Genomic DNA, 24,083 nt, shown 5'->3' with positions numbered 1-24,083 from the left:
CAAAAACCAAAAAAAGATATGATGAATTCCATAGATAAACAAGTTTTACTTTCATTAGTAAAAGATAAAAAACTAGATAGCTCTTTGGCTCTTGAGCTTGAAGGACAGATCATAGAAAACGGCATAAAAAATACGCTTGTAAATAACAACTATATAACAAATGAAGATTTTTTACTAGCTTTATTTGATCTGTACAAAAGAGATAGAATAAATCTTAAAGACGTATCCGAACATTTTATACTGGATTCAAATTTATTTTTAACAAACTTAGCCAAACATTTTAAATTTACATACTGCGATCTTGAAAATACAAATTTAGATTACAATCTCTCTTCAAAGTTTCCAGTAGCCCAACTCAAAAAAATGGGCGCCCTACCAATAAAAGAAGATGAAATAAACGTATATGTAGCGTTTAAAAACCCATTTGACATAGAAGCTCAAGATAGAGTCAGTTACCTTTTTAACAGAAAATTGCTAAAAATAGCAGTATGCGACCCGGCACAAATAGATAAATATATGAGCAAAATCGAGTTAAACGAAAGCGTAAATGGACTGATATCAGATATAAGAAAAGAGATCGGAAATAATACGGCCTCAGATAACGACAGCAGCGGCATCTTAAAGCTTATTGAAGCTATACTAAAATCATCTATAGAAGCAAGAGCAAGCGATATCCATATAGAACCATCAGAAACCCACTGTATCGTAAGAAGTAGGATAGATGGTATGCTAACTGAGAGTTTTATATTTGATAAAGATATATATCCGCCATTAGTAAGCCGTATAAAATTACTTTCAAATATGGACATAGCAGAGCGTAGAAAACCGCAAGACGGACGTTTTTCGGCTCAAATTTTAGGACGCGAGTATGACTTTCGTATCTCAACTCTACCTATCTTAAACGGTGAAAGTATAGTTTTAAGGATACTTGATAAATCAAAAGTTATCATCAGCTTAGAAAATTTAGGAATGCACCCGAAGAACTTTGCTAAATTTAAAAATGCTATGCACTCCCCTTATGGCATCATACTAGTCACTGGACCTACTGGAAGCGGTAAAACTACGACGCTTTATGGAGCTTTGAACGACGTAAAAAGTATCGAAAAAAAGATCATAACAGTAGAAGATCCAGTCGAATATCAACTAAATATGATACAGCAAGTTCACGTCAATGAAAAAGTCGGCTTGACATTTGCTATGGCTTTGCGTTCGATTTTAAGGCAGGATCCAGATATCATAATGATAGGCGAGATCAGAGATCAAGAAACACTTAGGATAGCTATCCAAGCAGCTCTTACTGGACACTTAGTCCTTTCTACCTTGCACACAAATGACGCTATTTCCGCTATAATCCGTATAATAGACATGGGTATAGAAAGTTATTTAGTAAGCGGTGCACTTATAGGCATAGAAGCCCAAAGACTAGTTAGAAGACTATGCCCAAACTGCAAACAAAAGATAACTCTTCCAAGCAATGTTCTTGAAGATATCAAAGAGTATCTGCCACAAAACTATGAATTTTATAAAAGCGTAGGTTGCGAACAGTGCTCTGGAACTGGATTTTTAGGTAGAGAAATGATCAGTGAGATACTACCTATAAGTGATAAAATTCAATCAATGATAGCATCTGGTTCGTCAAAAGAAGATATAAAAAAAGTAGCTTTAGAAGAAGGCTTTATAGATATGTTTCATGATGGTATCATAAGAGCTGCAAACGGTATAACAACGATAGAAGAAGTGTATAGAGTAGCTAAAACATGAAAATTTATGAAATAGAACAGATGATAAACTTTAAGCGGACTAAAGTCATCATAAAAGCAGATAGTCTAAATCAAGCTAGAAATTTGGCAAAAGAACAAAATAACGGTTTGATCTTAAAAGCTCACGAGATAAGCTCCATACCTCTTGACGTGCAAATAGAGCAGATCAAAGAACAACTAACCAAATTCTTTTTAAATTCAAAAATAAAAATACCAAATTTAGTTGCCCTAGTAAGACAAATAAGTGTTATGTCAAATGCAGGGATTTCCATACACGACTGTATAAAAGAAGCCGTTTCTAGTACATCTGATAAAAAACTTAGAGGCATATTTGAAAACGTAAGCATAGACTTAAACGCCGGTATGAGTCTAACTGAGTCGCTCAAAAAATACGAATACGAACTCGGACATATATTTATAGCCATGATCAGGCTTGGAGAAGAAGGCGGAAATCTCTCAGAAGCACTCAAAAAGCTAGCTGATATTTTACAAGAAGTATGGGATAATCAAAAGAAATTCAAAAAAGCTATAAGATATCCTATCACCGTCATCGTAGCCATAATCATAGCTTTTGTTTTACTTATGGTCGTAGTAGTGCCGAAATTTAGAGAAATTTTCGAGCAACTAAATGCTACGCTTCCGCTTCCTACCATAATCTTACTAAATATAGAATACGTCCTTAGCAATTTCGGGCTATATATACTTGGCGGAATCATTGTTTCGATTTTTCTTATCAAAAAATTTTACAAATCAAATAGCGATTTTAAATTTTTATCTGATAAATATCTACTAAAAGTTTATCTAATAGGAGATATAATATATCTTGCGACTATGCATAGATTTAATCTTGTATTTTCCGAGCTAGTTAAGGCTGGTATCCCTGTAGCAAATGCTTTAGATGACGCATGTTTAACTATACAAAACTCATATATAAAAGATAAGATGTCAAACGTAAAAATAAGCGTCCAGCAAGGAAATTCACTAAATTCGGCATTTAGAGACACAAAACTTTATGAAAGTATGCTTATACAAATGATAAGCGCAGGGGAGAAAAGTGGTAGTTTAGACTCTATGCTAGAAAAAGTTACGGATTATTATAAAGATAAATTTGACAATATCATAGACAATATATCAAGCTACGTAGAGCCGATACTACTTGTATTTATAGCGTGTGCGGTCATACTTTTAGGACTTGGTATTTTTATGCCTATGTGGGATATGACAAACGCCGTAAAATAAGTCGAATTTATCTTATTTATAAATTAGCTAATCAAATTTATACTATTTTTTTAAATGTCTTATTTTTCTCAAAGAAAAATAAGCAAAACTTAAAAACTTATCATAAATATTCTTTTTTCGCTCTACATATTCAAGAGGAAATTTGATGAAGTCTTTTTGATAAATTTTTAAAAATGATTCTAATTTTAAGAAATCATTTTCTTCCATAGTATTTGGATGATAACAAAAAGTTACAAGATCAAATGGCAACTTTCTTACACTTCCACTTTGTTGTGGAACAAAAGTAAATCCATATTCATTGTATGGTTTATTGCTAATCGTATCAGATATGATGCGAATTTGGCTCTCTTTCTTTAATGCTATTAGCGTATTTTTATCAAATGTATGCGATGGAGCAAAAAAAACAAGTGGTTCAATCCCGTATGTAGATAGTATTTTTATACCTTTTTTGATTTTTATCCTTTGCTCTTCTAACGGTACTCCAACAAATTCAGAATGCTCATTGACAGGATTTAATCCACCCCCCCCCATAGATATTTTATATACGTGATTAAATCCATGAAGTGCAAATACCCAGCCCAAATCTTTCCAGCGATCTAACGTTTTTTGATATAATTTATCTTCTTCAAACATCAATGCCGGATCTTCATTTTGCGGAATTAAGCCAACAAGCGGACAAATATGATAAGTTAAAAGTAGTTTTTCCATTCTATCCCATTTTTTTATATCCCTTCGGTGAGAGGCGTCATCTAACCTGATAATATATTTACTCATTTTTTACCTTATCAAATAAAATTAATAGCGCTTATATGCTCTTTATATAGAAGAACTTAGTGCCAAGATAGAATAATTTTAGCTGTTTAAAAGCTTTTTAGCAAATTCACTCATTCTTTTCCCATCGCAGCTTGCGCCAAATTCATCTTTAGCTACTTTCATTAAAGCTCCTAGATCTTTTATAGACACAAAACCATTTTTTGATATGATGGCTTTAAGCCCCTCTTCTACTTCGTTATCGCTCAACTGTTTTGGAAGATATACACTTATAATGGCTATTTCTTCGAGTTCTTTTTGAGCGAGATCGTCTCTATTTCCCGCTTTATACTGGGTTGCTGATTCGTTTCTACGCTTTATCTCAGTTTGAAGAATCGAAAAAATTCGCTCATCGCTAAGCTCTACTCTTTCATCGACTTCGATTTGTTTAAATGCTGAATTTACCATTCTTAAAGTATCACGACGAAAATTATCTTTATTTTTCATCGCCTCTTTAATGTCATTTAAAATTTGCTCTTTTACACTCATTTTTACTCCTTTAAATTTAATAGTTCAAGCTTAGCGCCGACTCCGACACCTTCTCTAAGCCCATCATCAATGACGATAAAAGGTACTTTAAATTTAGATATCATAGAGGACATTAGCCAAACTCCGGCTATAACAAGCTCTGTTCTATCATCTCCAACTAGCAAATCCGGATCTTTTGCGGCGTACAATATCCGCGCCGCATCATAAAAATCATTCATATCTAAAACCATACCATTTATCAGCCTTGCATCGTAATCATCATATTTTAATCCTAGTTTAAGTGCTGCTACACTTGTAGGAACTCCAGAAGTCAAGATGATATTTTCAAATTTAAAACCGTCTATAAACTTTAAAGCTTCACTAGTTTTTATTTTTGCGAATTTGGCAAATTTATCACTATCTTTTATATCAAAGTCACATTCTTGCCAAAATCTAACTATGCCAAACTTAAAACTAGCAAAATTATCCCCAAAACTTATCTCCGTACTAGCTCCCCCAAGATCTATAAGCAGAGATTTTTCTATATTTACTCCGAGCTTTTTTGCCCTATTTTCCACGCCTAGCCTAGTAAGTTTTGCCTCAAGAAATCCACTTATAATGTTGAAGTTTATACCCAAATCACTAGATATGAACTCAAAAAAGTCTTTAGCATTTTTAGCTAGTCTAAAAGCCTCCGTTGCGACTGCAATATGTAAATTTGAGTCAAAATCAAACCTACTTTTTAGCTGAACCAAAGCATCATAAATCCTTTTCTTGGCTTGATCGCTAAGTCCTTTATCGCTTAAATTTCTAGCAGATCCTACTATTTTTTCATAAGTCTGGACTACTTCAAGCTCATCATTCATCAAACAAGCTCTAAGAGTATTTGAGCCTAGATCGATACAGATCAATTTTTTATCCTTAAGTATTTTTTTATCGCTAGCTCTTTTTGTTGCTCTATAAATTTACCTAGCTCTTTTGATTTTAGCCCATTAGCCGCGCTTATATCTATAACTGGACTAAACTTTTTATCATAAAAACCAAGTTCTTTTGCTAAGCTTATCCTTTTTTTAGTATTTAGCCCCAGCCACTGCGATAAACTCATATTTAGAGATATTTTCATCATATCAAATTTAGTACATCTTTTTAAAAATGGCTCGTTAATTAGCCTACGATAAAACTTTCCTAGACTTAAACTTGATAAAATTTGTTTTGGATCAAGCCTATACTCGCCTATGAGATCATACAAAAAAACTCTACTATCTTGCAACAAAGCAAAATGTTTTTCCACTTTTTTACCAAATTCAGTGCTGAGTTTTACTCCAAAAAGTTTTTTGTCTAAGCCTAAATCCATAAGCAACCTAACTCCAAAAGTTTGATGTTCTGCTTTGAAAAATTTCTCAAGCTCCTGGCGTTTTCGCTCTAAACTCAAGTCGCTTATGTCGATACTTTGCATTATTTTCAAACTATTATTATCTGCTCTTAAGGCAAATCTAGCCGCAAACTGCACAGCTCTTAACACCCTAAGGCTATCATCTTTAAAGCTATTTTCATCTATAACTCTTAAAGTGTTGCTCTTTAAGTCTTGTTTGCCACCCCAAAAGTCAAGAATTTCACCGGTAAAAATATTTAGCATTATGGAATTTATCGTAAAGTCACGCCTTTTGCTAGCGATCATTTCATCATTGCAGTAAAAAACGTCAAAAGCTTTATGCCCTACACCATTTTTACTCTCGATTCTAGGAAGGCTTAGATCAAAGTTTTTAAATTTATATACAAAGTAGCTTTTACCTACACCACTAGCGCCGATATCTTTCATCAAATCATCAAATTTATCGCTAGAAATATCATATATTTCTATATCAAAGTCGCTATTTGGCAAGCCAAGCAACAGATCTCTGACACATCCGCCTACCAAATAAGCGCGTTTTGTATGTTTTTTTAGGAATTTTATAAGAGCGCCTAACTCGTTATTTTGAGATAAGTTTAAGGCGATTTTCAACATTTGCAAGCAAAAACTCTAAAAACTTGATAGTAAGATCAAGCCTAAGATCTAAATTTGTACTTTCTGTGCTGTTTAATCCATCAAAAAGTACGCTTATACGCTCTTTTAGATTTTGTAAAAATATAATCTCACTACTGATCTCACTATCAAAACCCTGCGTGTTTTGGATAGACTGTTTGCTTAAGACTGTTTGCTCTTTTGGCTCGTCTTCAGATATAGAAAAAGGTTCTTTTCGCACTTGCTCTTCAGCTTTAGCTTTTTGCATATCTTCAAGCTTTTGGATTTTTTCTAGTTCGGCAGCGACCTCGTCTATTGTGATCTTTGCGATATCTTCAAGTTTCATATTTTTACTAGCCACCTTTTAAATTCTCGTATTTCTTCTTCCGTTTTTAAATTTATAAAAAACTCAAGCATTTGTGAATTTGCCTGAGTATTTTTACGTCTTAAACCACTAAGTCTTCTTATAGCAGAACCTGCTTCTTTGTTGGTAGGATCAGCTTTTAAGATATTTTTATAAACCTCAAGAGCGTCATCTCTAAGACCTTGATTTTCATAAATAAGTGCTTCGGTTATCGTATTTTTCATATTTTCTTTACGTAATCACTGATTATAGAGCCGATCTCGCTTGTAGTGCATATCTCTTTGGCGTCGAATTTGGCTATATCTTTTGTTCTATATCCATCTTTTAACACTGCGCGAACTGCTTTTTCTATGACATTAGCAGCGTCATTTTCATTAAATGCGTATTTTAGCATCATAGCAGCTGAAAGTATCATAGCTATAGGATTTGCGATGCCTTGTCCTGCGATATCAGGAGCACTTCCGTGTATAGGCTCATAAATCCCGACTTTTCCGCCAAGAGACGCACTAGGAAGCAACCCGATAGAGCCACATATCATACTAGCTTCATCGCTAAGTATGTCGCCAAATAAATTCTCAGTTAAAATAACGTCAAATTGCGCCGGATTTCTTACTAGCTGCATAGCAGCGTTATCCACATACATAAACTCTAAGCTTACTTCAGGATAGTCTTTTGCGACTTTTGTAGTCACTTCTCTCCAAAGTTGAGATGTTTCTAGTACGTTTGCTTTATCTACCATACAAACTTTTTTATCTCTTTTAAGAGCTGCTTCAAAAGCGATCTTGGCTATCCTTTGTATTTCGCTTGTGCTATATACCATAGTATTATAAGCTCTATCTTCTTCTTTTTTTCTAGGCTCGCCAAAATAAAGTCCACCAGTAAGCTCACGAACCACTAGTAAATCGACATCTTGCAAAACTTCAGGCTTTAAAGTAGAAGCATTTACAAGCTCGTCAAATATAAGAGCTGGACGTAAATTTGCATAAGCTCCAAGTGATTTTCTTATCTTTAAAAGTCCACTTTCAGGGCGAAGATTTCTAGGGAGAGAGTCCCATTTTTCACCACCAATAGCCCCAAAAAGTACAGCATCACTTTTTAAAGCAGCGTCCAAAGTCTCATCAGGAAGCGGAACGCCAAAAACATCGATAGCAGCCCCACCCATTAAAAAATATTCGTAGTTTAACTCAAACCCAAATTTCGCACTCACGCTATCAAGGACTTTTATCGCTTCGTCTGCTATTTCTGGACCTATACCATCACCTTTTATAACACATATATTATATCTTTTCATAGTTCAACCTCTATTTAAATTTACATTATAAACTTTTTTTAGCATAGTTTATAAGTCCGCCAGATCTCACAAGCTCTTGCATAAACTCAGGAATCGGTTCAAATTTATACTCTGTTTTTTGAGTTAAATTTTTGATTATTCCTTCGCTAAAGCCTATTTCTAGCTCATCACCTTCATTTATCTCATCAGTTCTTTGACATTCTAGTATCAAAAGTCCTGTGTTAAAGCTATTTCTATAAAAAATTCTCGCAAAAGACTTTGCAATTATCACACTGATACCAGCTGCTTTTAGAGCTAAAGGAGCGTGCTCACGACTACTTCCACAACCAAAGTTCTCTCCGGCTACGATTATATCGCCTTTTGTAACTTTACTATAAAAATCCTTATCCGCATCTTCCATTATATGTTTTGCAAGGATATCTGGATCGCTTGTGTTTAAATATCTTGCGGCGATTATTATATCAGTATCAATATTATCTTTAAATTTCCATACTTTTGACATATTTTTCCTTTAAAAATTTGGTGCATTATATCTAATTAAGCTAAAAATTTTTATTAATCCAAATGATGCAAATATAAAAAATATAAGAAAATTTATAAAATCGTATGATTAAAGTAAGGCTTATATGGTTTTATACTTTCTCAAATTTTCTAATCTTTGGCTCAAGAAAATTAAAACCTCTCTATGATCATCATAACTGCTATGATAGCTATCAAGACCGCACTTACTCTTTCTATCAGATAAGCTTTTGTTTTAAGCAGTTTTTTAAACGCGACTCCGCCAAGAGCATAGATATTAAAGTCGATGATCTCTATAAACATCAAGACAAGTATCATCATATACAGCCTGATACCAAATGGCGAAACACTATCTACAAAGAGTGGAAACAAAGCGGTAAAAACGCCCAAGCCTTTGGATTTGAGCTCATAAATCCTTGCCAAAACAGAGCTTTAGAACTTATATCTTTTGCTTTTTCATTAAGGTTAAATTTGCTTCCAAGAAACATTTTATAGCTCAGATACAAAAGATAAATAGCACATATAACGGTAAAAATTTGAAAAAATATCGGGAATTTAGCCAACACCGCCCCTACTGAAACAGCGCATACAAAAGCGACTATGCCAAGACTTATCGTCGCTCCTGCTATCATAAAAAGCGTTTTTTTATAGCCGACGCTCATACCAAGGCTAAGAGCCAAAGTCATATTTAGCCCAGGAAGTAGTGAGATCACCCAAAAAGTAGTTATAAAAAGCAACCAGTCCATAATAACACCTAAAAAGATTTAAACGCGTCAAAAAGCATCCAAACTCCAAGTAATAAAAACATCGTTGCACTGATCTTGTTTATGATCTTAAAGTTTGAACTAAAAAACCTCTTTACGCTTGATCCAAAAGTAGCATAGATATTTGTAGCTACAAACTCTATGCAAGCTATCACTATGATAAATGCCGCAAAAGTAGAGTTAAAAGGATTATGAACGTCCATAAATTTAGGTAGCAAGCTTATCATAAATCCCCATATAATAGGATCGCCAAAAGAGCTTACAAATCCTTGAAAAACTATAGCTTTTGCACTTAAATTTCTAACATCTATCTTTATATCACCATCTACTTTAGTAGCCAAAAACATCTTATAAGCTATAAAAAATAGATAAAACGCGCCAAAAATCCTAAGAATAGTAAAGAAAAATGGAAATTTAGTTATCAAAAATCCTATCCCAACTCCGCTTAAAAATACTATAGCAGCCAAACAAAAAGTAGATGACAAGATAAATAAAAACGCTCTTTTATAACCTGCGCTAAGCCCGATAGTAAGCGACATAAGCATATTTAGCCCGGGGCTTAAAGCAGCCAAAAAGAAGCTTGTAATAAATAAAATCCAATCCATAAAATCACCTTAATTTTTGCGTGGTATTGTATCAAAAACTTATATAAATTCACAACTTTTTAACACTATTTTACAATAATTCCATCAAATTTATAAAAAAGGAAAAAGATGAAAATTTCAAAACCAGTTGGTACGACATCCACGATAGTCACATTTGTAGTAGTAGGGATCACGGGAATTCTTATGTTCTTTGACATAAAATCAAGTGGTATAAAGGTTTTACACGAGTATGTAGGTATGGCAATGGTGATAGCATGCGTATTGCATATAATGGCAAATTTAACACCGTTCAAAAAGTACTTTGTAGGAAAAAAATTAGCTATAATGAGCGTTTTATTTGCAGCGTCCGTAATTTTTATAGCCGTTACACCAAACAACCAAAAACCACCGTTTAAAGAGGTATATCAAAACTTTACAAATCTAAATTTAAGCACAGTAGAAACAATTTTTGGTACAAACGAAAATCTGTTTAACGAATACCTAAATAAAAATGGACTTAAATTTGAAGATATAAGCATAAAAGAATTTGCAACTAAAAATAATATAAAAGAAAACGACTTAGTAAAAGCACTGCTAAGCAAATAAAACAAAGCCCCTTGATAAGGGGCTTTGTCGCTTAGTGAGTTAAAAAATACTCTCTAATTTTTTTAGGATCATTTGTCTTTGTTAAAGACAGCATCAAAAGCACTCTAGCTTTTTGTGCATTTAGATTATCACTTGTTAAGAAGCCGTATTTTACGTCATCTACTTCGCCTGGGTTTGTAGTCTCTCCACTACCTACTCTGCTATCTCTGACAACAACTACACCGCTTTTTACCGCGTTACCTAAAGCTTCAAGCACACTTGGATATGGATTTCCATTTCCCATTCCAGCGTTGATTATACCTTTTACTCCATTTTTCACAGCGATATTTGCAAAATCAGGATTATCGTTTGAGTGGTTAAATAGTATATCTACTCTAGGTAAAGACTCGATTTTAGTGATATCAAAATCGCTATTTTTTGTATGTTTTCTAGTTGGTTGCATATAAAACTTAGCATTTCCATAAATCACAGTACCTATTTTACCAGTATTTGGAGAAGCGAAAGTATTTACAGCAGTAGTATTTGTCTTAGTGACTTCTCTAGCAGCGTGAATTTCGTCATTCATAACAACCAAAACGCCCTTACCTACTGCTTCTTTATCCATTGCGACATTTACGGCATTATATAGATTTAAAGGACCGTCCGCGCTTAAAGAGTCTGAGTTTCTCATAGCTCCTACCATAACTATAGGTTTGTCACTTTTAACGACTAAATTTAGAAAATAAGCAGTCTCTTCCATAGTATCTGTTCCATGAGTGATCACGATACCATCTACATTTTTGCTAGCTAAAAGCTCATTTACGCGTTTTGCTAGTTTTAGCCAAACTTCGTTATTCATCTCTTGAGAGCCGATATTGCTTACTTGTTCGCCTTTTATGGTAGCTATCTCATTGATTTGCGGAACTGCAGCTATAAGTTTATCTACAGTAACCGTTCCTGAAGTGTATCCGCTACTAAGAGCGCTTGAAGAACTTCCTGCGATCGTACCACCTGTGGCAAGTATATAAATAGTAGGCTTTGCGAAAGCAGCACTTAAAGCTAAAAGCATTAGTATAAAAACCTTTTTTAAAGACATAGCATTCTCCTTGCATTTTTTAATGTATTAACAATTCAAAATCCAAGGCCTTGATTTTACAAGCGTAATTATACAATTTAATTATAATTAAGTCAATATTAAATTATAAGATTAAATTATATAATTAAATTACACGGTCATCTTCAAATTCGTAGTAAGCTTTACCTATATTTTTAGTAGTTTTCGCACCGAGTTTTTTTAAATTTTCAAATCTTCCAAGCAGATTTCCTCTGCCTTCGCTAAGAGTAGTTTGACACTCTCCAAAAGTTTTATTTAACGTATTTAGCTGATTTTGAAGCTTCTCAAAACTATCTGTAAATATACCGAATTTATCATATATTTTTCCAGCTTCAGTGAGGATTCTCATAGCATTCTCATCACTTTTTAAATTTCTCCAGCATATATAAACGGTTTTTAGAGCCATAAGCAAAGTAAGCGGAGTCGTTATAAAAATACCTCTTTCATAAGCATACTCGTATATAGTGCTGTCTTGATTTAAAGCCGTGTAAAATATAGCGTCATTTGGAACAAACATAAATACATATTCATACGTTTTCGTATCATAGTCTTGATACTCTTTTGAGCTAAGTAACTCAATGTGTTTTTTAACGTCATTTGAAAGAGCCTTTGCAAACTGCGTTTTTTTGGCTTCATCGCTTTCGTTAAAATACGCATTATAATTTACCAAAGAGCATTTTGCGTCGATAATTGCTTTTTTATTATCACCAAAATCAACGACTACATCAAGATATTTTTGCGCTCCATTTTTATCTTTATAAGCGACTTGCTTAAAATAATTTTTATTTAGTTCTAGTCCGCTAGCACTAAGCACGCTATCAAGCTGTATCTCACCCCAGTTGCCAAGAACTTTTTTATTGCCATTTAGCGCCTCGGCTAGATTTTGAGCTTGAGTCATTATATTTTTGGTTTCGCTTTTGAGATTTTCAAAATTCGTTTTAAATACAGTACTTGTATTTATGCTCTCTTTTTGATATTTTTCTATCTCGTTTTTGAGTGGATTTATAAGATTTTCAAGGATCTTTTGTGAGTTTTCGCTAAGTGTTTTGGTGTTTAAATTTAAAAGATGTTGGCTCATCTCTTTGGTTTTTAGCTCAAAATACTCTCTCGTTTTTAAATCTAGCTCGTCTTGTCTTGCTTTTAATTCTAAATTTATATGAATTTGTTCATCAAATTTGGTTTTTAGTTTTGCTTTTTCTATCTCACTCTGTGTTTTTTGCTCATTTAGGTTTTGAATTTTGTTTTCTAAACTCAGCAGTTCAGCTCTATTTTCATCAAGTTTGATCTGTAAATTTAAAAATCTCTCATTTTGCAATTTAAGTTCAAATTTAAGCTTATTTGCATTAAAAAATTGATACAAAACCAAAACTAAAAGAGCAGAGATGACAGCAGATAAAAGTATATAAATTTCCATATTTTTCCTATATTTTATTTTTAAGAAAATTATATATTAGATTTTCTTAAAAACTTTAATTTGAGATATCAAAAGTGCTATAATCACAGTATTTACGATACCTTTTGTAAATATACTTTGCATATTGATTTTTGCCATATACGTCAAAAATGGTAAATTTTCTATACAAAACTACAAAAAATCAGCTGGTTGGATTTATGTAGGTTTTAATTAAATTTATTATTTTGTATATTTTGTGTATGTAGATGATCCCCAAAAAAAGGGGATCAAAGTGGCTTACATCATACCGCCCATGCCACCCATACCGCCCATATCAGGCATTGCTGGCATAGCAGGTTTGTCTTCTTTTATATCACTAACAGTAGCTTCTGTAGTAAGTAGCAAGCTTGCTACGCTAACTGCATTTTGAAGAGCAACTCTTTCAACTTTAACAGGATCGATGATACCTGCTTCAAACATATTTACGTATTCGCCATTAGCCGCGTTAAATCCATAGTTTGCATCACCGCTTGTTTGAACTGCATTTGCTACGACTCCTGCATCAAAGCCCGCATTTGCAGCTATTTGACGAAGTGGAGCAAAAAGCGCACGTTTAACGATCTCAGCACCGATCAGCTCATCGCCTTTTAGATTTAGACTTACTTTGTTTCCAGCTTTTATAAGTGCTGCACCACCACCTACTACAATGCCTTCTTCTACAGCTGCTTTTGTAGCGTTTAGAGCGTCATCTACTCTGTCTTTTTTCTCTTTCATTTCAGTTTCAGTAGCAGCACCGACTTTTATAACAGCAACTCCACCGCTTAGTTTAGCTAGTCTTTCTTGAAGTTTTTCTCTATCATAGTCGCTTGTTGTCTCAGCGATTTGAGCTTTTATTTGATTGATTCTAGCTTCTATAGAGCTCTTATCGCCTGAACCATTTACTATAGTCGTATTGTCTTTGTCTATCACTACTCTATCAGCACTTCCAAGATCTTGTAAACTAGCGCTCTCTAATGTTCTACCTAACTCTTCGCTTATAACTTCTCCACCAGTCAATATAGCAATATCTTCAAGCATAGCTTTTCTTCTATCGCCAAATCCAGGAGCTTTTACAGCTGAAATATTTAAAACACCTCTTAGTTTATTTACAACAAGTGTTGCAAGAGCCTCGCCCTCTATATCTTCAGCTACGATAAGAAGAGGTTTTCCTGTTTTTTGAATTTGCTCTAAAACCGGAAGTAGATCTTTTAAATTTGTAATCTTTTTATCAAATAAAAGTATATATGGACTGCTTAGCTCAACTTGCATTTTCTCTGCATTTGTGATGAAATATGGGCTTAGATAACCACGGTCAAATTGCATACCTTCAACAACAACAAGCTCATCATTTATGCTTTTTGCTTCTTCTACAGTTATAACACCGTCTTTACCTACTTTTTCCATAGCTTCAGCTATAAGATCACCTACTCTAGTATCGCTATTTGCAGAGATCGTAGCTACTTGAGCTATCTCTTTTTTACCATCTACTTTTTTAGCAGATACTTTTAGCTCATTTATAACAGCTTCTGCAAATTTATCCATACCGCGTTTTACCTCAATAGGATTTGCCCCAGCAGTTATATTTCTAAGTCCTTCTTTAAATATAGCGTGAGCTAAAACAGTAGCAGTAGTAGTGCCATCTCCTGCTTCATCATTTGTTTTACTAGCAACTTCACGAACTAGACTTGCGCCCATATTTTCTATAGTATCTTTAAGCTCGATCTCTTTTGCAACACTTACGCCATCTTTTGTAATAGAAGGAGCACCGAAACTCTTTTGGATAAGTACGTTGCGTCCGCGTGGTCCCATAGTTACTTTAACGGCGTCATTTAGTTTTTTAACACCTTCATAAAGTCTGTTTCTCGCATCATCTGAAAATATAATCTCTTTTGCCATTTTTATCTCCTTATTTTGTTTTACCTAAAACATCTTCTAAATTTAAAACTAAATATTTTTTATCTTCTAAGCTAACTTCGCTACCGGCATATTTCGCAAAATACACGATATCGCCAACACTCACGTTTTCAGCTTCTTTGCTGACTGCTACTACTTTACCTTTTGAAGGTTTCTCCTTTGAAGCATTGTCTGGTATGATAATACCGCTAGCAGTAGTTTTAACTTCCTCTTCACGCTCTACTAAAATGCGTTTTCCAAGTGGTTCGAAATTCATCTTTATTCCTTTCAGTATTTTTAGATTTTCTTTTTTAAAATTAGCACTCTAACCTTTTGAGTGATGAAAATATATCATAATTTAAGTTAAAAGTCAAGGATTATAGTGAAAATTATCATAAAATTTTAGTCGATTACGCTCAACTTTTGAAAAAAATCTTAAGTTACTATTTCTTAACTTAGATATAGTATAATTTAGTCTAATTTCTATAAAGATCAGGAGTTTTTATGAAGATAGTCGGCTGGATTTTTGGTATCACGATCTTATTGCTTTTATGTATATATGGTATACTTTTTACAAATTTCGGGAATTCTTTATTAAAGCCTTATGTCCAAAACTTATTACAACAAAAGACAAATACGCAGATAGTTTTAAATAAATTTAAAGTCGGTCTTACCACCGTAGAAATAGGTGCAGATATAAATCAAGAACTGAATTTAAGTATATCTGGAGATTATAATTTATTTAAAAAAGACTTTGATCTAAAATATGTCTTGAACGCAAATGGGTTGAAAAGTTTTGGGTTGAATGTAAAAGAAGAGATGGGACTAAAAGGCGATTTAAGCGGAAATTTAAATAATTTTATAGCAAATGGAGCTGGTAATACATTTGGCTCAAATATCAAATTTGCTACAAAAATCATAGATTTTAAACCATCTTTGATCAAACTAGATGCTAAAAATCTGAACGTAGAAGATATCTTAATAAGCGCAAACCAAAAACCATATCTAAACGGAAAACTAAATTTGATCGCTGATATTTCCGATACAAACGGTACTCGCTTGGGTTTTGCTAAAGTAACATCTTCTAAATTATATACGAACAATGCTTTAGTAAAAGAAGATTTTAATATAACATTGGACGATAATTTCTATCTAAATTTAAACTCGGATATAAAAGTACTAGACCAAATAGCAACGGCAAAAACGGTTTTAAGCTCACCTATTGCCATAGCTGCGGCGTTAAATTCTATTTACGATATAAATAAAAATGAGCTAAATAGCGACTTTAACCTAAACATTCCAAATTTAAACAAATTAGAAAAGATCATAAATCACAAGCTTAGTGGAGAGATAACACTCAAAGGCGATATAAAAATATCTGCTTCCAAACTTGAGTATTTTGATGCACTCATAAAAGGCTTTGGAGGAAATATAAATGCAAAATTAAAAGACGATCAAATAACTGCCGAGCTAAAAGATATAAAGCTTGATGAAGTCCTAAAAGTAGCTATGTTACCAAATGTTGCAAATGGATTAATGGAAGGCGCGATAAACATAAAAGATATCAGCTCACCTAGCCTAATTAGCGGTATAGCAAGCTTAAGAATTTCAAAAGCAAAAATCCAAAAAGACTCTGTAAATAAACTCTTAAATATAGGCATTAACAAAGATATACCTTTTAATAGCGACATCAAAATAAGCGTAGATAAAGGCTTATTAAATCTTGATTCTATTATAACTTCGCAAATTTTAAATTTAAATAAATTAAATGGAAAATACAATCTGGCTCAAAAAAGTGGAGATTTTGATTTTATACTTGACATAAATGATCTTAGCAGGCTTACAAATCAAAATTTAAAAGGAACAATCTTACTAAATGGTGTCGCAAATATAAGATCAAACGCCCTAAAAATACTAAATTTAAACGGAAATTTACTTGGTGGAAACATCGATATAGCACTAAATAATCAAAACTTAAAAGCAAATTTAAATAGTATTTCATTGAACGATTTGTTTGTTATAGCAGGACAAAAGCCACTAGCAAATGGTATTTTAAATATGGATCTAAATTTTGATAGCATAGATATCAAAAACTTAAACGCAAAAGGTATTTTAAATATAAAAAACGGAAGTTTAAACTCAAAAAATATTAGTCAAATTTTAAAGAAAAATATCCCTGAAGACGTCAAATTTGAATTAAATATAAAACCAACTATAACAAATTCTATTGTGTATTTTTCATCTAATCTAAACTCAAATTTGATAGATATAACTAAATTTAACGGCAGCTTTGACATAAACAAGATGCTCTTAGATGCAGTTTATAACGCAAAAATAGATGACTTATCTAAACTAGAGTTTTTAAGCGGCAAAAAATTAATAGGAGCCACAAATTTAGACGGCAAAATAAAATACGATAAAAATCTCTACGCCACACTAAAATCAAAACTGCTAAATAGCGAGCTAAATTCTGAGCTAGAAGATAATAAGCTAAGTTTAAATATGAATAATTTTGATATAAGCGAGCTTTTAGCAATGCTTGATTATGAAAAATTCTATAGCGGAAAAGGAAACTTAAACGCTAACTATAACCTAGAATCAGCAAAAGGAAATTTCAAAATAGACATACTAGAAGGAAGCCTTACAAAAAGCGGACTCACAGACGCTATAAGCGTAGCTTTAGATAGAGATATAACGAAAGAAGTATATAAAGATGGTTATATAAAAGGTGATATAAACAGAGATTTAGTAACCTTAAAAGCAGAGATTAGCTCACCAAAATCAGACATAAACATAACAAAAGGAACACTAAATTTGGCTAATTCAAAGATATTTATACCAGTTGATTTAAATATAGAAAAAACAGATCTTAGAGTAGAAGTCTCTGGAACAACGCAAAAACCAAGATATGCGTTTGATTCAAATTATATAAAACTAAAAATAGAAAAAGAGTTAAACAAGGTATTTAAAACAGATGAAAACGCAACCAAACAAAACAACGCAAAAGAGCTGATAAAAGGACTAAAAAATCTCTTTTAACTCTTCAAAATGCCCCAAAAACCAAAGCACCGCAAACTGTAAATTCGGTGCTTTAACCTTACTTTCGTCATATATGAACTTAGCGATATCTTCTCTTTTTATAAATTCTATTTCTATCCTCTCGTCATCGACTCCGCCACCTGCGGTTTTTTTCATACTTTCATCTATAAAAGTACAAAACAACGTTTGGCGATTTGCACCAAATCCAAGTGCTGTATAACTGCTAGTTATCTTTTTTACTTTACCAACTTCATATCCAGTCTCTTCAAGCATCTCTTCAAGTATGGTCTGTTCAGGACTCAAGCCTTTATCCATGATACCGGCGCAAAGCTCGTAAGTCACTCCTGGCTCATCTGAATTTATAGAATGCCTAGTTTGGTAGTACCAAAGTGATGGACGAAACTGCTTGACGAGTAAAAATGCGTCGAACTCCTTGTGATACATTATGCAAGAAACACTATCGTGAGCCTCTACACAGTCCCAGCGTTTGTTTTTCCCATCTTGAGTATATAAAATACTAAAGGGTTTTACAAATTTTGATTTTTCAAGAGGAACGATCTCTAAATTTTTTATAATAGTATCCATTTTGCAAGTCCTAAAAAGCTAAAAAATCCAACCGTGTCAGTTACTGTAGTAAGTAAAACAGAGCTTCCAACAGCAGGATCTATGCTAAATTTTTTAAGTACCAAAGGTATGAGTGTACCAAAAAATCCCGCACAAAATAAATTTATAACCATCGAAATAGCTATAACAACACCAAGTAAGCTAACGCCAAACCATATATAAGCTATGATCCCCATCAAAGTGGCAAAAATAAGTCCATTTATAAAAGCTATACTAACTTCTTTAAAGATTACGCGTTTTACGTCGCTAAAATCTATCTCATGAGTAGCAAGCTTACGAACGGTAACAGCAAGTGCTTGAGTTCCGGTATTTCCACCCATACTAGCAACGATAGGCATAAGTATAGCAAGGGCTACGTAAGCTTCTATAGTCTTATCAAAAAGCCCTATGATAGAAGCGCTGATAAGTGCGGTGATTAAATTTATAAAAAGCCACACTGCTCTAGCACGCCCTGCTTTAAAAAGCGTATCTTCTTCTTCTGCTTCATCATCAACACCAGCTAAGTTATATATCTGCTCAGTAGCGCTCTCTTCTAAGAAGTCGTGTATATCATCAGTAGTGATACGTCCTAGAAGAACTCCAGCTTTATTTACAACTGCTATGGCACTTAAATCAAAATCTTTTACCATAGTTGCAACTTCGCTGATATCATCTGTATCTGTCGCGGCGTGAGGTTTGTATTTTTCTACTCCACCATCTTTTACTATATTTTCTAAATTTAGATCAAAATCATATACTATTAAATCTTCAAGCGGTATAGCGTAGCAAAGAATTCCATTTTTATCTACCACAAAAAGCTGAAATATATTTTCGATTTCTCCGAGTTTTTTCATAACTCTAAAACGAGATATAACCGAGCTTAGTTTTTCATCTAATTTAGCTGAGAAAAGCTCGGTTTGCATATATGCACCGGCTTCATTTTCTGCGTAATTTATAAGTTTACTGATCTCTTTTTGACTATCTAGCTCAAGAGAACAAAAAAGCTCTTTTGCCTTATCTTCGTCTATATCTTCAATGTATTGAAGCAAGTCAGTCGCGTCATCACTCTCAAGCTCTTCGATAGCTTTTGCTATTTTATCATTCGGGACATTTTGTATCAAGTCTTTTAGCATGTGATCTGGCATCTCTATAGCCACTTCACCAAGACTTTGCGAATCTAGTTTTTCTAGATAGTTTGCATACTCATCCTCGTCATGTCTTTTTAAGACCTTAAGGTGTTCAGCAAGATCAGCAGGACTTAAATCATTTAGTCCGGTGCCCTCTTCAAAGTGCTTTTCTAGCTGTTCTTTTATCTCGTCTAATTCTTTAGTCATTTGATACCTTAAAATGCGATTACACTTTCAAAATCCTCTTCTTTTGGAGCATTTACGTGATCTGTCAAACTAGAAACAAATTCATTATTAAATTTTTCCACCAAAGTATTGAACTCAATCTTTTGTTTACCACTTAAAGCACTTTTTGTTATTTGGACTACAGACTCTGGATTTATGGCTTGATTATTTCTATATAAACCAAAATGTAAATGCGGTCCAGTACTCATTCCAGTATTTCCTACATAGGCTATGAGTTGTCCTTTTTTAACAGTTTTACCATTTCTCATACCTGCAGCAAAGCCGTTTAAATGAGCGTATAACGTCATATAGTTATCAGTATGACGTATTGTCAAAACCTTACCATATCCGCCTTTATTTCCGACAAAACTCACTACGCCATCGCCCGCAGCATATATCTTCGTCCCTTTTGGAGCAGCGTAATCCATACCTAAATGCGCTCTATATCTTTTCAAGATAGGATGCCACCTTTTTGGGTTAAATCTTGAACTTATCCTAGCATTTGGAACCGGCTTCACTAACAAGAAATTTTCTAGCTCTTTTCCGGTTTTATCGTAAAATCTATCATCGTATTGATAAACGTATTGTGCTTTTCCGCGAATTTCCACCATAGAAGCTTTGATATTTGGCATACCAAAAACACGCCCGAGTCTTCTTTTTTGAGAATAAATAATAACTAGCTTATCGCCTTTTCTAAGCCCTTTAAAATCAACACTTCCTTTAAACGCATTCATAAATGAACTTGCTAACGCGACATTTCCAGTGCTAGATATGATATCTTGATACGGAGATCTGTTTATATCTATACTTAAGACAAGATCTTCTGTGGAGTATATGATAGGCAAAAATTCCAAAACGAATTTTCCCAAATGATCTTTATATATATGTATTTGAAGCTCTTCACTAATAGGTATCAAAACTTGAGTTATGTTATCAAACTCATCTCTTAAGATCTGAAATCTAGTTCCGCTCATTATCTCACTGGCTAGCTCTTGATCCTCTTTTTCTAAGTTATAGTATAAAGCTAAAGGAATTTTATTATTTTCCAAAAACATCAAAAAACTCTCGCCGTTTGGCCATGTTAGTTCTTCGACGCTTGGTTTTATAGCATATAAATTTATCACGCAAAATAAAAATAAAATAATCTTTCTAAGCATAAAGTACCTCTGTAAAAAAATCTCGTTATTTTAACTTAAACTTACTTACATAATACTTTTTGCTATCTCTAAAAAATCTCATATTAAGGTAAATCACTTTGCGAAAATTAAAATAAATTTAGCTATAATGATGAAAATTTACACACAGGAGAAACGATTGAAAAGAGTTCTTTTTATGGTTTTTATCTTATGCAGCTTTACTTTTGGAGCTGAATTTAATATGAAAACAACCTATGCTTTAATACTAAATTTACAAGATAATATAGGCGAGATCACAGATAGTCCAGATATCATAGTCGGCAGTAGCGGTGTCGTTATGCATAAATTTAAAGACGGAAGTGAGTCTATCATCGCAAGAGCCGTAGTAACACAGAAGCAAAACGGTTTTGCCAAAGTTAGATTTGAAGTTTTTGGATCACTTAAGCAAACTGCACTTCCTATACCAAAAATACTACCTCGCGTCGGCGATGAGATCATACTAAACTATTTATATGACAGATCTCTTATCATAGTTCCAAATAAAGAAATTTATAAAGAAATAACAGAAAATTTCAAAAACATTACTTTTATCCATCCAGATATCGTAGGAGCTTATCTTCACTATGAATATAAACCAAATCCTAGCAGAGAAGACTTCCGCAAAATGTGTGCTAATAGCGCTGCTGGACTTATATTTATAGCACTTGATGGCGAAGCCGTTTTTGCTGATTGTGGTAGTTTTGAAGTGCTAAAAAGATTTAAAAGCGGATCAGTTGATTACTATCAACTTCCATTTTATACAAGAGTGCAAGGCATCGATACTGTATTTTGGAAACTAGATAGCGCTAAGATAAACAACTATGATGAATACTATAAAAGATTACTTAAGGAAAAATAATGGATAGTAAACATATTAAATTTTTTGAAAAACTTTTAGGCGAAGAAAATGCTAAATTTGATAAAGCACACAAAATAGCCTACTGCTACGATGCTACAAAAAAGCGTTTTGAGCCTGATGGAGTACTATTTCCAAGGTGCGAACAAGATGTTAGCAATATACTTAAATACTGTAATGAAAATAAAATAGTTATAGTCCCAAGAGGCGCTGGAAGCGGATTTACCGGTGGAGCTTTAGCAGCTAGCGGCGGAGTTGTCTTGTCATTTGAAAAACATATGAATAAAATACTAGAAATAGATATGCAAAATATGGTAGCAGTCGTAGAACCAGGACTCATAAATATGAAATTACAAAAAGCGGTAGAAGAAATGGGGCTTTTTTATCCGCCAGATCCTGCTAGCGAAAACTACAGTACTATAGGTGGAAATGTGAGTGAAAATGCAGGCGGTATGCGCGCCGCAAAATACGGTATAACTAAAGATTACGTTATGGCTTTAAGAGCTGTGTTACCAAATGGAGACATCATAAGAGCAGGAAAACGCACTATAAAAGACGTAGCAGGATATAATATAGCCGGTATTTTAATAGCTAGTGAGGGAAGCTTGGCTATTATCACGCAGATCACTTTAAAACTCATCGCAAAACCTAAATTTAAAAAAACCGCAATGGGTGTATTTCCTAGTGTAAATGCTGCTATGAACGCTGTTTATAAAACTATGGCAGCAGGAGTAACACCAGTAGCGATGGAGTTTTTAGATAATCTAAGTATAAATGCCGTTGAAAATAAATTTGCCAAAGGTCTACCAAGAGACGCTGGGGCCATACTTATAAGCGAAGTAGATGGATCAAATTTAGATGTTTTGGAAAGCGAGCTAGAGATCATCAAAAACGTATTTGAACAAAACGGTGCAATAGGATTTAAAGTAGCAAAAAACGAAGAAGAATCCACCGATATCTGGTTTGCAAGGCGTAACTGCTCTCAAGCTATAACTTGTTATGGAAGTTTAAAGCTAAATGAAGACATTACAGTTCCTCGCTCAAAACTACCAGAACTACTAGAAAGAATCAAAGAAATATCAGCAAAATTTAAAGTAACAACTCCTTGTTTTGGACACACGGGCGATGGAAATGTCCATACAAACGTTATGGTAGATCGAGATGATCCTGACGCAGTAAAAAGAGGACATGAAGCGATAACTGAAATTTTTAAAGCCACAGTTGAACTTGGCGGAACACTATCTGGAGAGCACGGCATAGGAATCAGCAAAGCGCCATTTATGAACCTTGCATTTAGCGATGAAGAGATGAATCTTTTTAGAACCATAAAAAAAGCATTTGATCCAAATGGCATCTTAAATCCAAATAAAATGGGACTTTGATGAGCATAAACAGGCAAAAAATTTGGATAAGCCTTAAAAATATATATAAAACTGCTGAGGATAAGCAGCTTATGCACTTTGCTGCTAGCCTTAGTTTTCATACCGTTTTATCCCTGATACCAGTTTTGCTTATATCTCTATCTATCTTTACGCAACTGCCTAGTTTTAAAGAGTATTATGCAAAGATAAAAGATTTTATATTTTCAAATTTACTTCCGGCAAATCAAGAAAATATAGTTAGTTATATAGATCAGTTTTTATCAAACTCAAACAATCTAGGTATTGTAGGTCTTATAGGAGTGATCATAACTAGCATTATGTTTTTTAGCGATTACGAGTTTGTAATATCTAAACTAACAAATACAAAATCACGTGGTTTTTGGCGCTCTCTTAGCACGTATTGGACGCTTATCACGCTTATGCCTCTTGGTCTTGGGCTATCGTTTTGGTTATCAAATTTAATCCAAAATATCCTTAGCCAAAGCAGTTACACTAGCGGTATAAATTTTCTAGGCGTATTTCCGTATCTGATTATCTGGGTGATCTTTAGCATAACATATCTTATATCCATAAATAAAGATTTAAATCTAAAAAACGTGATCTTTAGCGCATTTTGTTCATCTTTTATATGGTCGCTCTCAAAATGGATATTTATAGAATACACTTTTTACAACAAAACATATACAAGCATTTACGGCTCATTTTCAATCCTGCTGTTTTTCTTTGTATGGATCTACTTATCTTGGATAATATTTTTATATGGTATAAAATTATGCAATATTTTAGAACAAAATATAAACGACAAAACAACCTCTGTACTTTAAGCTAACTTAAGATAAAATTTTTGACAA

The 24,083-nt window shown here is 33.5% G+C and carries 25 protein-coding genes; 7 read left to right on the top strand and 18 right to left on the bottom strand.

The window, feature by feature from the left end; genetic code table 11:
* Nucleotides 1-21 precede the first annotated feature (21 nt).
* The gene (locus CHHT_RS04405; protein WP_172506205.1) at nt 22-1,761 is read left to right on the top strand and encodes a GspE/PulE family protein; all 1,740 of its coding nucleotides are present in this window, start codon (nt 22-24) and stop codon (nt 1,759-1,761) included.
* Nucleotides 1,758-2,999, top strand: a complete 1,242-nt coding sequence (locus tag CHHT_RS04400; RefSeq protein ID WP_034961357.1) for a type II secretion system F family protein — start codon at nt 1,758-1,760, stop codon at nt 2,997-2,999. The genes CHHT_RS04405 and CHHT_RS04400 overlap by 4 nt, the downstream gene beginning before the upstream one ends.
* 42 nt (nt 3,000-3,041) lie before the next feature.
* On the opposite strand, the gene CHHT_RS04395 is transcribed toward CHHT_RS04400, so the two are convergent.
* The 11 genes from CHHT_RS04395 to CHHT_RS04345 form a co-directional block, all read right to left on the bottom strand.
* Nucleotides 3,042-3,773 carry a DUF2334 domain-containing protein gene (locus tag CHHT_RS04395; RefSeq protein ID WP_074898766.1) on the bottom strand — a complete coding sequence of 244 codons (732 nt, stop codon included), beginning with the start codon at nt 3,771-3,773 and terminating at the stop codon, nt 3,042-3,044.
* Between the two features lie 78 nt (nt 3,774-3,851).
* Nucleotides 3,852-4,298: a GatB/YqeY domain-containing protein gene (locus CHHT_RS04390; RefSeq protein WP_034961360.1), complete on the bottom strand. Its 447-nt coding sequence runs from the start codon at nt 4,296-4,298 to the stop codon at nt 3,852-3,854.
* Between the two features lie 2 nt (nt 4,299-4,300).
* A complete protein-coding gene (locus CHHT_RS04385; protein WP_034961362.1) occupies nt 4,301-5,188 on the bottom strand; it encodes a Ppx/GppA phosphatase family protein in 888 nt (295 codons plus the stop codon).
* Nucleotides 5,185-6,282, bottom strand: a complete 1,098-nt coding sequence (locus CHHT_RS04380) for a tRNA nucleotidyltransferase/poly(A) polymerase family protein (RefSeq protein WP_034961364.1) — start codon at nt 6,280-6,282, stop codon at nt 5,185-5,187. The genes CHHT_RS04385 and CHHT_RS04380 overlap by 4 nt, the downstream gene beginning before the upstream one ends.
* Nucleotides 6,248-6,625 (bottom strand): CiaD-like domain-containing protein, encoded by a 378-nt coding sequence (locus CHHT_RS04375; RefSeq protein ID WP_034961366.1) that lies wholly within the window; start codon nt 6,623-6,625, stop codon nt 6,248-6,250. The genes CHHT_RS04380 and CHHT_RS04375 overlap by 35 nt, the downstream gene beginning before the upstream one ends.
* Nucleotides 6,622-6,867, bottom strand: a complete 246-nt coding sequence (locus tag CHHT_RS04370; RefSeq protein WP_034961368.1) for a hypothetical protein — start codon at nt 6,865-6,867, stop codon at nt 6,622-6,624. The genes CHHT_RS04375 and CHHT_RS04370 overlap by 4 nt, the downstream gene beginning before the upstream one ends.
* On the bottom strand, nt 6,864-7,934 hold the full coding sequence (gene leuB, locus CHHT_RS04365) for a 3-isopropylmalate dehydrogenase (RefSeq protein WP_034961370.1): 1,071 nt from the start codon (nt 7,932-7,934) through the stop codon (nt 6,864-6,866). The genes CHHT_RS04370 and leuB overlap by 4 nt, the downstream gene beginning before the upstream one ends.
* Before the next feature lie 25 nt (nt 7,935-7,959).
* The gene (locus tag CHHT_RS04360) at nt 7,960-8,436 is read right to left on the bottom strand and encodes a 3-isopropylmalate dehydratase small subunit (RefSeq protein WP_034961374.1); all 477 of its coding nucleotides are present in this window, start codon (nt 8,434-8,436) and stop codon (nt 7,960-7,962) included.
* A 170-nt stretch (nt 8,437-8,606) separates the two neighbouring features.
* Nucleotides 8,607-8,774: a hypothetical protein gene (locus CHHT_RS04355; RefSeq protein ID WP_172618411.1), complete on the bottom strand. Its 168-nt coding sequence runs from the start codon at nt 8,772-8,774 to the stop codon at nt 8,607-8,609.
* A gap of 32 nt (nt 8,775-8,806) precedes the next feature.
* Nucleotides 8,807-9,199: a LysE family translocator gene (locus CHHT_RS04350; RefSeq protein ID WP_167540840.1), complete on the bottom strand. Its 393-nt coding sequence runs from the start codon at nt 9,197-9,199 to the stop codon at nt 8,807-8,809.
* 8 nt (nt 9,200-9,207) lie between these two features.
* Nucleotides 9,208-9,822, bottom strand: coding sequence for a LysE family translocator (locus CHHT_RS04345; RefSeq protein ID WP_034961376.1), 615 nt, complete (start codon nt 9,820-9,822; stop codon nt 9,208-9,210).
* 108 nt (nt 9,823-9,930) lie between these two features.
* Between CHHT_RS04345 and CHHT_RS04340 the strand changes: the two genes are divergently transcribed.
* Entirely contained in the window at nt 9,931-10,407 is a 477-nt protein-coding gene (locus CHHT_RS04340) for a DUF4405 domain-containing protein (protein WP_034961378.1), read from the top strand.
* A gap of 31 nt (nt 10,408-10,438) precedes the next feature.
* Here CHHT_RS04340 and CHHT_RS04335 read toward each other — a convergent pair whose 3' ends face one another.
* From CHHT_RS04335 to groES, 4 genes are all read right to left on the bottom strand, one after another.
* Nucleotides 10,439-11,482 carry a type II asparaginase gene (locus CHHT_RS04335; RefSeq protein ID WP_034961380.1) on the bottom strand — a complete coding sequence of 348 codons (1,044 nt, stop codon included), beginning with the start codon at nt 11,480-11,482 and terminating at the stop codon, nt 10,439-10,441.
* Between the two features lie 124 nt (nt 11,483-11,606).
* Complete coding sequence (locus CHHT_RS04330; protein ID WP_034961383.1) at nt 11,607-12,914, bottom strand: DNA recombination protein RmuC; 1,308 nt, start codon at nt 12,912-12,914, stop codon at nt 11,607-11,609.
* A gap of 276 nt (nt 12,915-13,190) precedes the next feature.
* Nucleotides 13,191-14,828 carry a chaperonin GroEL gene (groL, locus tag CHHT_RS04325; RefSeq protein ID WP_034961385.1) on the bottom strand — a complete coding sequence of 546 codons (1,638 nt, stop codon included), beginning with the start codon at nt 14,826-14,828 and terminating at the stop codon, nt 13,191-13,193.
* 10 nt (nt 14,829-14,838) lie between these two features.
* Complete coding sequence (groES, locus tag CHHT_RS04320; protein WP_034961388.1) at nt 14,839-15,102, bottom strand: co-chaperone GroES; 264 nt, start codon at nt 15,100-15,102, stop codon at nt 14,839-14,841.
* 227 nt (nt 15,103-15,329) lie between these two features.
* Between groES and CHHT_RS04315 the strand changes: the two genes are divergently transcribed.
* A complete protein-coding gene (locus tag CHHT_RS04315) occupies nt 15,330-17,864 on the top strand; it encodes a hypothetical protein (RefSeq protein ID WP_034961390.1) in 2,535 nt (844 codons plus the stop codon).
* Here CHHT_RS04315 and CHHT_RS04310 read toward each other — a convergent pair.
* The 3 genes from CHHT_RS04310 to CHHT_RS04300 are packed head-to-tail and all read right to left on the bottom strand — an operon-like array spanning nt 17,847 to nt 20,976.
* Nucleotides 17,847-18,449, bottom strand: a complete 603-nt coding sequence (locus CHHT_RS04310) for an NUDIX domain-containing protein (protein WP_034961392.1) — start codon at nt 18,447-18,449, stop codon at nt 17,847-17,849. The two genes, CHHT_RS04315 and CHHT_RS04310, sit on opposite strands and share 18 nt — an antisense overlap.
* The gene (gene mgtE / locus CHHT_RS04305) at nt 18,434-19,801 is read right to left on the bottom strand and encodes a magnesium transporter (RefSeq protein ID WP_034961395.1); all 1,368 of its coding nucleotides are present in this window, start codon (nt 19,799-19,801) and stop codon (nt 18,434-18,436) included. Before mgtE ends, CHHT_RS04310 begins: the two co-directional genes overlap by 16 nt.
* Before the next feature lie 8 nt (nt 19,802-19,809).
* Complete coding sequence (locus tag CHHT_RS04300) at nt 19,810-20,976, bottom strand: peptidoglycan DD-metalloendopeptidase family protein (RefSeq protein WP_034961397.1); 1,167 nt, start codon at nt 20,974-20,976, stop codon at nt 19,810-19,812.
* A 157-nt stretch (nt 20,977-21,133) separates the two neighbouring features.
* Between CHHT_RS04300 and CHHT_RS04295 the strand changes: the two genes are divergently transcribed.
* From CHHT_RS04295 to CHHT_RS04285, 3 genes are read left to right on the top strand one after another with little or no spacing between them, the layout of a single operon-like run.
* Complete coding sequence (locus tag CHHT_RS04295; RefSeq protein WP_034961398.1) at nt 21,134-21,853, top strand: plasminogen-binding N-terminal domain-containing protein; 720 nt, start codon at nt 21,134-21,136, stop codon at nt 21,851-21,853.
* Nucleotides 21,853-23,232 (top strand): FAD-linked oxidase C-terminal domain-containing protein, encoded by a 1,380-nt coding sequence (locus CHHT_RS04290; RefSeq protein WP_034961399.1) that lies wholly within the window; start codon nt 21,853-21,855, stop codon nt 23,230-23,232. The genes CHHT_RS04295 and CHHT_RS04290 overlap by 1 nt, the downstream gene beginning before the upstream one ends.
* Nucleotides 23,232-24,056: a YihY family inner membrane protein gene (locus CHHT_RS04285; RefSeq protein WP_034961400.1), complete on the top strand. Its 825-nt coding sequence runs from the start codon at nt 23,232-23,234 to the stop codon at nt 24,054-24,056. Before CHHT_RS04290 ends, CHHT_RS04285 begins: the two co-directional genes overlap by 1 nt.
* The last annotated feature ends 27 nt before the right edge of the window (nt 24,057-24,083 follow it).

The sequence above is a fragment of the Campylobacter hyointestinalis subsp. hyointestinalis genome (genome assembly GCF_013372145.1).
In the GTDB taxonomy this organism is placed as follows: domain Bacteria; phylum Campylobacterota; class Campylobacteria; order Campylobacterales; family Campylobacteraceae; genus Campylobacter; species Campylobacter hyointestinalis.
The sequence above is the reverse complement of the archived record's forward strand: the minus strand, read 5'-3'. Positions and strand labels throughout refer to the sequence as shown.